Raw genomic sequence first — 11,219 nt, forward strand, 5'->3', positions numbered from 1 at the left:
TTTTAAACAAATTAGAGCTTATGGTATAATTTTTGACCATGTTCCTGATAAGCGGTTTTCATGGCTTTGAGACCTGATTCGACCTCTGCATCTACTTGCTCCGTTTTGTTCGCAGCATTTTGATTTTGTGCATAATCTCTCACGTTTTGCGTGATTTTCATCGAACAGAACTTTGGTCCGCACATTGAACAGAAGTGTGCAGATTTATGCGCTTCTTTTGGCATGGTTTCATCATGCATGCTGCGTGCGGTATCTGGGTCAAGGCTCAGGTTAAACTGATCTTCCCAGCGGAATTCAAAACGTGCTTTAGATAAGGCATTGTCACGTGCTTGCGCGCCCGGATGTCCTTTGGCAAGGTCAGCCGCATGTGCTGCAATTTTATAGGTGATGATGCCGTCTTTGACGTCTTTTTTGTTCGGTAAGCCTAAGTGCTCTTTAGGTGTCACATAGCACAACATTGCAGTACCGTACCAACCAATCATCGCTGCACCAATTGCAGAAGTAATATGGTCATAACCTGGTGCAATATCCGTGGTTAATGGGCCGAGTGTATAGAATGGTGCTTCTTTACAGACTTCAAGTTGCAAGTCCATATTTTCTTTGACCATGTGCATTGGTACGTGCCCCGGGCCTTCAATCATCACTTGCACATCATGTTCCCAAGCGCGGTGAGTCAATTCACCCAAAGTTCGCAGTTCGCTGAATTGTGCTTCATCGTTGGCATCTTGAATACAACCCGGACGTAAACCATCACCTAAGCTGAACGATACATCGTAAGCTTTCATGATTTCGCAGATTTCATCAAAGTGTGTGTAAAGGAAGTTTTCTTCATGATGCGCCAAACACCATTGCGCCATGATTGAACCGCCACGCGATACAATACCTGTTAAGCGATTGGCCGTGAGTGGTACATAACGCAATAACACGCCTGCGTGAATGGTGAAGTAATCCACACCTTGTTCAGCCTGTTCAATCAGCGTGTCTTTAAAGATTTCCCAAGTGAGGTCTTCGGCAATGCCGTTTACTTTTTCTAGTGCCTGATAAATAGGTACAGTACCAATTGGCACAGGCGAGTTGCGGATAATCCATTCACGGGTTTCATGGATGTTTTTACCTGTCGATAAATCCATGATGGTATCTGCGCCCCAACGGGTCGCCCAAGTCATTTTCGCGACTTCTTCATCAATACTTGAACCCAGTGCCGAGTTACCAATATTGGCATTAATTTTGACCAAGAAGTTGCGACCAATAATCATTGGCTCACATTCTGGGTGGTTAATGTTGGCAGGAATAATTGCACGGCCTTCAGCCACTTCCTGACGTACAAATTCAGGCGTGATTTCAGTTAAGTTTTTAGCCCCAAAGTTTTGCCCTGGATGCTGACGCATATCGACACCTTCGCGTTGGCGTTGGTTTTCACGAATGGCGATATATTCCATTTCAGGGGTAATGATGCCTTGTTTGGCATAGTGCATTTGGGTGACGTTTTTACCCGCTTTGGCACGACGCGGCTTTTGAATATGGGCAAAACGAATCTCTGCAGTACGAATATCGCGTAAACGCTCTTGACCAAATGCCGAGCTAAGGGTTTCTAGTTTTTCGGTGTCTTGGCGCTCTTCAATCCAGCTGTCGCGGATGTTCGGCAAGCCTTTATTCAGATCAATTTCAACATTTGGATCGGTATATACACCTGAAGTGTCATACACCATGAGCGGCGGATTGTGCTCACCGCCTAAACCTGTTGGAGTGTCAGTCAGTTCAATTTCACGCATTGGCACCTGAATGTCTGGGCGTGAGCCTTGGATATAGACTTTTTTCGATGCAGGTAAAATGCGGGTTAAATCTTTGGCATCTTGCTCGTGTTGAGCAGAAATATCAGCAGGGGATAGATTCGTTAATTGGTTCATTGCAATGATCCTGAAGAATGAAATCAACGAATCAAGCACGACCAAAAACAAGGGCAAACTGATCTGTTTTGAACAAGGGAACAATTTGGGTGCTATGTTTTTAGATGGGCTTGATTCCTACGCAGGTTTTAACCTGATCAGGTTCAACGGTACTTGGGTTTACAGCTTGGTTTGCAGATTTTAGGCTACAAACTCAGCATGGACACAATCTCAGCGAGGCATTACTCGCGCTCCGTCAAGCTGTATAAATAGTAGCACGTTGTTGGTATAAAAGCAGGCTTCGCGCGGCTTTTATTCTTTGATGCCTAATGACAAGTATTTGAGCTTTAAGCGACTTTGGATAATTAGCGAGTAATACAAACGGCATCACTAAAACAATCGCGTTTTGCATGGATGGAGATGTTCTTTAAATTTAAATATTGATGCAACTGTGCATGTACTAAAGCATCATCGCCATATTCACGCTGTTCACGTGCAGTGGGCTGTGCTGCAATTTCAGTGAGTCGTTGTTCACTGCTCATGTGTAAAAAGGCAAGGAATTTACGCGCTTGCTGTGCTAAGGGAGATTTTTGCAACTTTGCCAGTTTTTTAATTTCAAATAATACGGCAGGTTGGATACTGTATTCATCGACATAATCCTGAGAAACAGGACTGTTGACTGTGCCTTTAAACAGCAGCAAGGCATACACTTCGGCTAGATAACGTGCATCCCGTATAAAGTGACTTTTAGGATAACGCTGCACGTAATCTTCCCAAAATAAGGCGCGTTCTGCCAAATCGGCAGCATCAAGGGTGAGTCCACCATCACGCAAGCTGTGCTGCATATTGTCATTGGCCATTCTTTCAATAAAAATCTGCTCGGCATCGGGCATGTAAGGCGCAAAAATAATGGCTAAGTATTGTGGGCTACGACGATAAACCAACTGTGCTTCACCTGCATCGTATAGCTCTAAATAGGCTTGTCCCTTATGTTTCAATAAATATTGATCACGCAAGGCAAAGTTTTCAAAATGACTTTGCTGAATGGTCGGATGCTGCGCCATATCAAAAGCATGTTGATCAAAAGCAGCTTGTTCTGCAGCGCTGCGTTCTACATGCAAAAAGCGTTGATACATTTGGGTCGAAAGATTGAGCAAATTTAATTGCTCATTCAAAGGCAGCAAGGGTAGGCAGACTTTTAAATCCTGATTAATTTGTTCTAGCGCAAACGTGGTGCGGGTATTGTCAATTTGCTGCATATTGTGCTGAATATTTTCACACATTTGGGTCAAATCCACAGGCTCGCTGGCACTGGCCTGTACCTTTGGTGGTTCAGCTACGGGAGGTGTATCTGAATTTTGGCAGGCGAGCAAATACAGACAACTGCCAAGCAGTAGGGCAAGTTTACTGGCGCGAAGAAATTTAACCATTACAGCAATTCAACATGAGTATTCATTCATCATCTAGTGCCTTCATTTAGGCACTATGGATTCCAAAAATTCAAAATGAGTCATTCATACCAAAATTCTAAATTTAAAATATCCGCTGTGAGGCACACGGTTTTAGAAGCTTGGGTCGAAGGACGAGGGGAGAGCTTGCATTGTAAAGTCAAAGCCACGGAGTAAATTGTAGTATTCTGCTAGAGTTTGGTTACATGCCTGTGAGTAAGTGCCACTTTATGCAGCGATTGTTAGCACGTGTATGGCTTTGCTTAAGTATTGCAATGAATTGAAATAATATGAAAAATTATCAAAATTAATGAAAGTCATACGAAAAAAATGCAAATTCGCTTTAGTATGGGCGGTGTAAAAATACATTGCAGTAGGATTGACGAAATTACAGAGTGGGTTGATCGAAAAATAATGAAAAAAATGATGTTAGTGACATGCTTATGTTGGATGAGTTCAAGCGCTTTTGCTTTGGATTTAATGCAAGCCTATCAGCGTGCTCAAAATAGCGATCCGACTTGGCGCGCACAGCAATTACAATATCAGGCCGATCAATTAAATTTAGGGCTTGCGCAAGGCAATTTACTGCCAACTGTGACTCTGTCGGGCAATATCACCCGTAAAAGTCAGGAAATGAGTCGAGTCAATATTGCCAGTTCCTCGCCAGAGCTTTTAAGCAGTTCATCCTCAACTTCACGTCAAGTCGCGTTAACAGCACGTCAGCCTTTATTTCGTTGGGATGCTTGGCAAGCCCTGAAACAAGTCAAAACCTCGTTAAGCCTGAGTGAAGTCACCTTACGTTTACAACGACAGCAACATATTTTGAATGTATCAGAAGCGTATTTTAATGTGCTGAGACAGCAGTCTTTAACAACAGCATATTTACAAGAAGAAAAAGCTTTGTTGGAACAGCTCAATATGATGAATGCCAAACTGCGTGAAGGTTTGGTGGCTAAAAGTGAAGTCAGTGAAGCCAATGCGCAATATCAAAATGCACGAGCGAACAGAATTGGAACACATGTGCAGTTGGTTTTGGCACAAGAGCAGTTGGCACAATTGATTGGGCCATATCAAGAAAGTTTGGCAGTTTTGCGAGATGACTTTCAATTTCAAAAACCTGTGCCTGAAAGTTTAGAGGCATGGTCGCAATTGGCACAAACTCAAAATTTGGCTATTCAACAGGCACGTTTGCAGCGACAATATGCCGAAGATGCACGTCGGGTTGAACAAGCAGCACGTTATCCGCAGGTAGAAGCTGTGGGCAGTTATGGTTATGCCAAACAAAGCCCTGAAAGTATCATGTCGCCCGATGGTCAGTTCGACCAGGTCGGGATTGAAATGAACTGGAATGTGTTTAGCGGTGGGCGGGTCAATAAAAATGTGCAAAAAGCAGTGGTTTTGGTACAAAAATCTGAAGCCGAGCTAGATGCAGCAATCCATAAAGCCAATACCGATGTGAAACAGGCATATTTACAAGTCGAAACTGATCAAGCCAAATTGCAGGCGCGACAGGCTGCAATGAATTCAGCAGATTTAGTGGCACGAGCATCCAAAGCGCAATATCAGGAAGGTTTAAAAACCATGGTGGATGTACTGTTGGCACAGCGTAACGCCTTTTCTGCCAAGCAGGATTATCTCAATGCACAGTATGACTATTTGAAGCATGTGTTACAGTTGAAAGCAGCCGTTGGGCAATTGACTGAACAAGATGTACAGGAAATGAATGCTTGGTTGATTCAGAAAGCCTTATAAAATCATTTTGTCATCTGTATAAGGTATGTTGTATAAAGACAGAAACGATCAGACTTGAGAGTTTGGTGAGAAAATGTCATAAAAACGTCATCATTGCTGTGCTTTAATATTCAATCATTGCGTCAGTCTATCCTTTTGTTGTGGAGTGTATTCCTTGAGTACGAATAATCCTGTGTTAAGTCACCATATTTCTTCTCAGTTCAATGAAGATTTGCAGGATGTAAATACCAAATTTATGGCCATGGGTGGTTTGGTAGAGCAGCAGGTTGCCAACTCGATTCACGCACTCTTGGATACCGATGCAGCCTTGGCGGTAGAAGTTCAGTTCCAAGACAACGTTGTCAATCGCATGGAAACCGAAATTGATGAAGCCTTAACTTTGATTTTGGCGCGTCGTCATCCAGCCGCAATTGATTTGCGTATGGTGATTGCCATGTCTAAAGCCAATACTGACTTAGAGCGTATTGGTGATGAAGCTGCAAAAATTGCCCGTATTGCCCAAAACTTATGTGAAGAAGGTGGTTCGCCACGCGGCTATATGGAAACACGTCATATTGGTAACCAAGTGCGTGTCATGATTCACGATGCACTGGATGCTTTTGCACGTTTAGATGTCGATCAAGCACTGCGTGTTTTACTTGCCGATGCCGATATTGACCGTGAATATCAATCTGCAACACGTACTCTTATGACGTATATGATTGAAGATCCGCGTCATATTTCACGTGTGATTAATGTGATGTGGGTGTTACGTTCATTAGAGCGTATTGGTGACCACGCACGAAATATTTCAGAACAAGTGATTTATATGGTCAAAGGTTTTGACGTACGTCATACCAGCGTCAAAGAAATTGAAGAAAAAGTACAGGAACGCTAAGTTCAGCTTTTTTGAATATTCAGCCTCATCTAATGATGGGGCTTTTTTTATGGCTTGAAACAGCCGAAATTTTGGATAAAAAAAATCTCAGACTTTGGGGGAAATCTGAGATTGAAATCGGGGATATTTATTATAGTGAGAGATAATTGCTTATCTCCTTGAAAATAAGTATAGGAAAATCACACTCAAGAATCATGTGGTTTATTGTAGTGGAATGTAGCGTTTTATATACAAATGTATTTTTAAATTACATTATTTTTAGTGTGATTTTTTTTAAAACTATTGTCTTTAAAATCAATAATTAATATATTTTTGAGTGTTTTGTTGTGACTGTGTATTATACGTTTCAATCGAGAAATAAAAATAGGAAGTCAGCTTAACTTTTTGAATCTATTTTCATTTATTTAAAACATTGTTGCTGCAATCTATAATCAAAAATGGAATAAAAAAAGAGCCTTCGTAAAGACTCTTTTAATGATAATGCGAACAAGGTTTGAATTTTCTAAAATGAAAAACAGTACTTGGATTAGTTTTGAGGTTTTAAGCCTTCTGCGACTTCCAAGCTGGCATCATTGTTGAGAAACTTCTCGCGTTGTTCTTCCAAAAACTTTTTCGCTTCAGGTTCAAACACATTTAAACGCTTTTCATTAATGAGCGTAGTTTGGTGTTTTAGCCATTCCTGCCAAGCCTGTTTAGATACCGTTTCAAGTAATTCTTGACCTTTGGCACCCGGAAAAGGAGCGAAATCCATCGCTTCCATATCGGTTTGATATTTACGACAAAATACTTGTTTAGACATCTCTCACTTCCTGATTATGCATAAAGTTGAGCAAGACGTGTTTGAGCACGTTCAATTGCCGCTGCAACTTGTGCAGGCGCTGTACCGCCAATATGATCACGTGCATTTACAGAGGCTTCAAGGGTCAATGCTTTTTCAAATACATCGGCTTGAATCAAATCTGAGAATTGCTGTAATTGTTCTAGGCTAAGCTCAGACAAATCTTTGCCTTCTTGTACGCCTAATGCTACGGCTTTACCTACAATTTCATGCGCATCGCGGAATGCCACGCCATTTTTTACCAAGTAATCTGCAAGGTCAGTTGCTGTAGAGAAACCACGTAATGCAGCTTCACGCATTTCTGCAATATTTGGCACCAAAGCAGGAATCATATCGGCAAATGCCATGAGCGAGCCGCGTACAGTATCAATTGCATCAAACAATGGTTCTTTGTCTTCTTGGTTGTCTTTGTTGTAGGCAAGCGGTTGACCTTTCATCAGGGTCAATAGACTCATTAAATCGCCATAAACACGACCTGTTTTACCACGCACCAATTCAGGCACGTCTGGGTTTTTCTTCTGCGGCATAATAGATGAGCCAGTGCAGAAACGGTCGGGAATATTCACAAATTTAAACTGTGCCGATGTCCACAAAATCAATTCTTCAGACATGCGCGACAAGTGCATCATAATTAAAGATGCAGCAGCGTTAAACTCAATCCCGAAATCACGGTCTGATACAGCATCTAACGAGTTTTCAGATACAGCTTCAAAGCCCAACAATTCTGCGGTAAAAGCACGGTCAATTGGGTAAGTGGTACCTGCCAAAGCAGCAGAACCCAAAGGCATACGATTAACACGTTTGCGGCAGTCAATTAAACGCTCAGAGTCACGTACCAACATTTCGAACCATGCCATAAGGTGATGACCAAAAGTCACAGGCTGTGCGGTTTGCAAATGGGTAAAACCAGGCATAATGGTATGCGTGTTTTTGGCTGCCAAGCTCAAAATGCCGTGTTGTAATTTTTTTAATAATTCTAAAATGGCATCAATTTCGTCACGGACATACAAACGAATATCGGTTGCCACTTGGTCGTTACGGCTACGACCAGTGTGTAATTTTTTACCTGTAATGCCAATACGCTGAGTAAGGCGCGATTCGATGTTCATGTGGACATCTTCAAGGTCAATACGCCATTCAAATTGACCTGCTTCAATTTCAGCCTGAATGGTATTTAAACCTTGGATAATATCGTCACGCTCTTCAGTCGTAAGTACGCCTACTTTGGCAAGCATCGTTGCATGCGCAATTGAGCCAGCAATATCTTGTTTATAAAAGCGTTGGTCAAATTGAACAGATGCTGTAAATTCAGCAACAAAAGCATCAGTCGCTTCAGAGAAACGACCGCCCCACATACCCGAAGTTTGGGCTTGTGACGGATTTGAGGAATTAGAAGATGTGGTCATATCGGCTCAATAAAGTAAAAAGCGGTGATTTGGACAAGAGTATAACAAATTCAGATTCACTTGCCGAAGAACAAGCCAATCAAACTTATGCTGATACGCAGGCAGAGCAACATGAGCTGTATTTTTTTACGAAAATAGGGCGTTGGCAATATCTAATTGAATTATTTATTGGCAGTAATGCTTTGGCAATGGTCTTGGCATTGGCTGAAGCACAAGGCTGGCATGGCTTAAGTTTTGCTCGGGTGCTGCAATATATTTTGTATATCAACTGGGTGGTATTGTGTTTTGCGGCTTTGGTTGAATTTTTTCAGGCACGTTTTTTACGCATGGGCTTGGCGCTATCGTTTATGGTGAGTTTTATCTTGCTGCAAACCATCGTATTGGTCACGACACTCAGCTTAAATACCTTATTGCATTTTGGGCAAAATTTTCATTTACAGCAGTTTAGTCTGGCTGAACTCATGCATGGGATTGGACTGCATTTGAGTTATGGTGTGATTTTGGGTGCGTTTTGTTTTCGTTATATCTATGTCCGAGAACAAGCTATTCAGCAGCGGCATAGCGAATTGCAAGCGCGGGTGCATGCTATGCAGGCCCGTATTCATCCACACTTTTTGTTTAACAGCTTAAATAATGTGATCAGTCTAATTGCAATTGATCCCGATAAAGCCGAGCAGATGCTGCTCAATTTGTCGCGTTTATTTCGTGCCAGTTTGCAAGAATTAAAACTGGTTAGCCTGAAAGATGAGATTGAACTTTGCCAGCGATATTTAGACATAGAACAAATTCGTTTAGGCGAGCGTCTGACCGTGGAATGGAAAATTGAACAACCGCAACTGCTCAGTCAGGTACAAATTCCGTTATTAACTTTACAACCCTTGCTAGAAAATAGTATTTTTCATGGAGTTGAAAAAGTTTTAGCAAAGAGTACGATAAGTATATTGATCGAAATATTGCAAAACCAAGTCAATATTGTCATTACAAATCCGTATGTCAGCGATAAAATAAATTTAAGACAAGGACACGGTATCGCGCTACAAAACGTGAAACAGCGTTTACAGGCTTATTATGGGCGCAGTGTCGCTTTTCAAAGTTATGCGGGGAATGGTATGTACACGACGGTGTTGCAATATCGCTATAAATAAAAAAACTTGTGATTGTTCTGATTTTTCTTAACTTGATAAAAATAAAGTATTCAACTGAAAAGGAGGGGAAATGGACATCCTAATTTGTGATGATGAGCCTCTGGCAAGAGAGCGATTATCACGTTTGGTCACTCAATTGGGGCATCATGTGGTGGCAACGGCAGCTCATGGGCAACAGGCGATTGAACTGGCAGATGAACATCAGCCGGATGTCATATTATTAGATATTCAAATGCCGGGAATGGATGGTTTAAGTTGCGCTCAACATTTGCGTGAGCTTGACCCTATGCCAGCCATTGTGTTTTGTACCGCTTATGATGAACACGCACTTGATGCGTTTAAATCCAATGCGGAAGGCTATTTGTTAAAACCTATTATGCAACAGGAATTGCAACAGGTTTTAGATCATTTAACAAAACTCACGCAAGCGCAGATGAGTCATTTAAAACAAAAAGAAAATATGGACGAATTAAAAATAAAACGTCACCAAATTGCTGCGAAAACTTATCGTGGTGTAGAGTTGGTGCCTATAGAAAATATCTATTATTTTTTAGCCGATCAGAAATATGTCACGGTGCGTCATAAAAATGGCAGTGTCTTGATTGATGAAACGCTGAAAGATTTAGAAACCGAATTTGGTGATCAGTTTATTCGGATTCACCGAAATGCCTTGGTCTCGATTCAGTTTTTGGAGGGGCTAGAAGTGGTCAATTCAGGACAGTATCAGGTACGTTGCCGCGAGCTAGATGAGCGTTTGGCTGTTAGTCGACGACATTTGCCTTTATTGCGAGAACGCATCCAAAAACTCTAATTGATCAGCCTCATCGCAGATGAATACGCACAGATTGATAAATCGGCAAAGAAATAGACTTGCATTTTTAGGGGATCAGGTTAAGTTTAGATGAACTTATTTATCTTGCTTAGCCACTATGATGAAAACCCTGAAAATTGCAACTCGACAAAGCCCGCTTGCGTTATGGCAGGCTGAACACATTCGTGCCCGTTTAGAGGCGATGCATGCCGATTTAACTGTTGAGTTGGTGACCTTTGTCACACAGGGCGATAAAATTTTAGATACCCCATTGGCAAAAATTGGGGGGAAGGGCTTATTTGTCAAAGAATTAGAAGCCGCTTTAATGGATGGGCGTGCCGATTTAGCCGTACATTCTATGAAAGATGTACCCATGGCATTGCCTGAAGGTCTGAGCTTGGCGGTCATTTGTGAGCGTGAAGACCCACTCGATGCCTTTGTGTCGAATCACTATGCCAGTTTTGCAGATTTACCACAGGGTGCTAAAGTTGGAACCTCAAGCTTGCGCCGTAAATGCCAAATTTTAAAAGCACGTCCAGATTTAGAGATTATTGATTTACGTGGCAATGTGGGTACGCGCTTGTCTAAGCTAGATGATGGTCAGTATGACGCGATTATTTTAGCCAGTGCAGGATTAAAGCGTTTGGGCTTGGCAGAGCGTATTCGTCATACCATTCAGCCTGATGTGAGCTTACCTGCCGTTGGGCAAGGGGCTTTGGGTCTGGAATGTCGTAGCCAAGATCAGGCGGTGTTGGATTTAATTTTGCCGTTAATGCATGCCGAAACCAATGTCTGTGTACGTGCCGAACGTGCTTTTAATGCCTACTTGGAAGGCGGTTGTCAGGTGCCAATTGCAGGCTACGCAACTTTGCAGAATGGTCAGTTGCAGATTGAAGGTCGTGTTGGTAGTGTCGATGGGCAAACCATTCTTAAAGCTGTGCAATTTGGCGCACCTGAACAGGCTGAAATGCTAGGTGAAGAATTGGCAAAAGCTTTATTGGCACAGGGTGCGGGCGAATTACTCAAAGCCCTGTATCAATAATTCATATTGCACCA

At 42.1% G+C, this 11,219-nt stretch carries 9 protein-coding genes and 1 riboswitch; of the genes, 5 read left to right on the forward strand and 4 right to left on the reverse strand.

Annotation, left to right across the window (positions count from 1 at the left end):
- Positions 1-11: 11 nt before the first annotated feature.
- On the reverse strand, positions 12-1,907 hold the full coding sequence (gene thiC, locus FTV43_RS03705; protein WP_096901934.1) for a phosphomethylpyrimidine synthase ThiC: 1,896 nt from the start codon (positions 1,905-1,907) through the stop codon (positions 12-14).
- A 97-nt stretch (positions 1,908-2,004) separates the two neighbouring features.
- Positions 2,005-2,152: riboswitch (TPP riboswitch) on the reverse strand.
- Positions 2,153-2,251: 99 nt separating this feature from the next.
- On the reverse strand, positions 2,252-3,316 hold the full coding sequence (locus FTV43_RS03710; protein WP_004975731.1) for a hypothetical protein: 1,065 nt from the start codon (positions 3,314-3,316) through the stop codon (positions 2,252-2,254).
- 432 nt (positions 3,317-3,748) lie between these two features.
- Here FTV43_RS03710 and FTV43_RS03715 point away from each other — a divergent pair, with 432 nt between their 5' ends.
- Both FTV43_RS03715 and phoU read left to right on the forward strand, forming a co-directional pair.
- The gene (locus tag FTV43_RS03715; protein ID WP_179994901.1) at positions 3,749-5,086 is read left to right on the forward strand and encodes a TolC family outer membrane protein; all 1,338 of its coding nucleotides are present in this window, start codon (positions 3,749-3,751) and stop codon (positions 5,084-5,086) included.
- Positions 5,087-5,240: 154 nt separating this feature from the next.
- On the forward strand, positions 5,241-5,963 hold the full coding sequence (gene phoU / locus FTV43_RS03720) for a phosphate signaling complex protein PhoU (protein WP_004975736.1): 723 nt from the start codon (positions 5,241-5,243) through the stop codon (positions 5,961-5,963).
- A gap of 526 nt (positions 5,964-6,489) precedes the next feature.
- On the opposite strand, the gene FTV43_RS03725 is transcribed toward phoU, so the two are convergent.
- Together FTV43_RS03725 and argH are read right to left on the reverse strand one after the other, a co-directional pair.
- Entirely contained in the window at positions 6,490-6,762 is a 273-nt protein-coding gene (locus FTV43_RS03725; RefSeq protein ID WP_004975738.1) for an oxidative damage protection protein, read from the reverse strand.
- A gap of 14 nt (positions 6,763-6,776) precedes the next feature.
- Positions 6,777-8,207, reverse strand: coding sequence for an argininosuccinate lyase (argH, locus tag FTV43_RS03730; protein ID WP_171458207.1), 1,431 nt, complete (start codon positions 8,205-8,207; stop codon positions 6,777-6,779).
- Here argH and FTV43_RS03735 point away from each other — a divergent pair.
- From FTV43_RS03735 to hemC, 3 genes are all read left to right on the forward strand, one after another.
- Positions 8,198-9,352: a sensor histidine kinase gene (locus FTV43_RS03735; protein WP_179994902.1), complete on the forward strand. Its 1,155-nt coding sequence runs from the start codon at positions 8,198-8,200 to the stop codon at positions 9,350-9,352. The genes argH and FTV43_RS03735 overlap by 10 nt on opposite strands.
- Positions 9,353-9,422: 70 nt before the next feature.
- Complete coding sequence (locus FTV43_RS03740) at positions 9,423-10,163, forward strand: LytTR family DNA-binding domain-containing protein (RefSeq protein WP_104852924.1); 741 nt, start codon at positions 9,423-9,425, stop codon at positions 10,161-10,163.
- Positions 10,164-10,284: 121 nt separating this feature from the next.
- Positions 10,285-11,205 carry a hydroxymethylbilane synthase gene (hemC, locus tag FTV43_RS03745; RefSeq protein WP_096901970.1) on the forward strand — a complete coding sequence of 307 codons (921 nt, stop codon included), beginning with the start codon at positions 10,285-10,287 and terminating at the stop codon, positions 11,203-11,205.
- Positions 11,206-11,219 lie beyond the last annotated feature (14 nt).

Origin of the sequence: Acinetobacter sp. YH16053, assembly GCF_013417035.1 — a bacterium.
GTDB lineage: Bacteria > Pseudomonadota > Gammaproteobacteria > Pseudomonadales > Moraxellaceae > Acinetobacter > Acinetobacter towneri.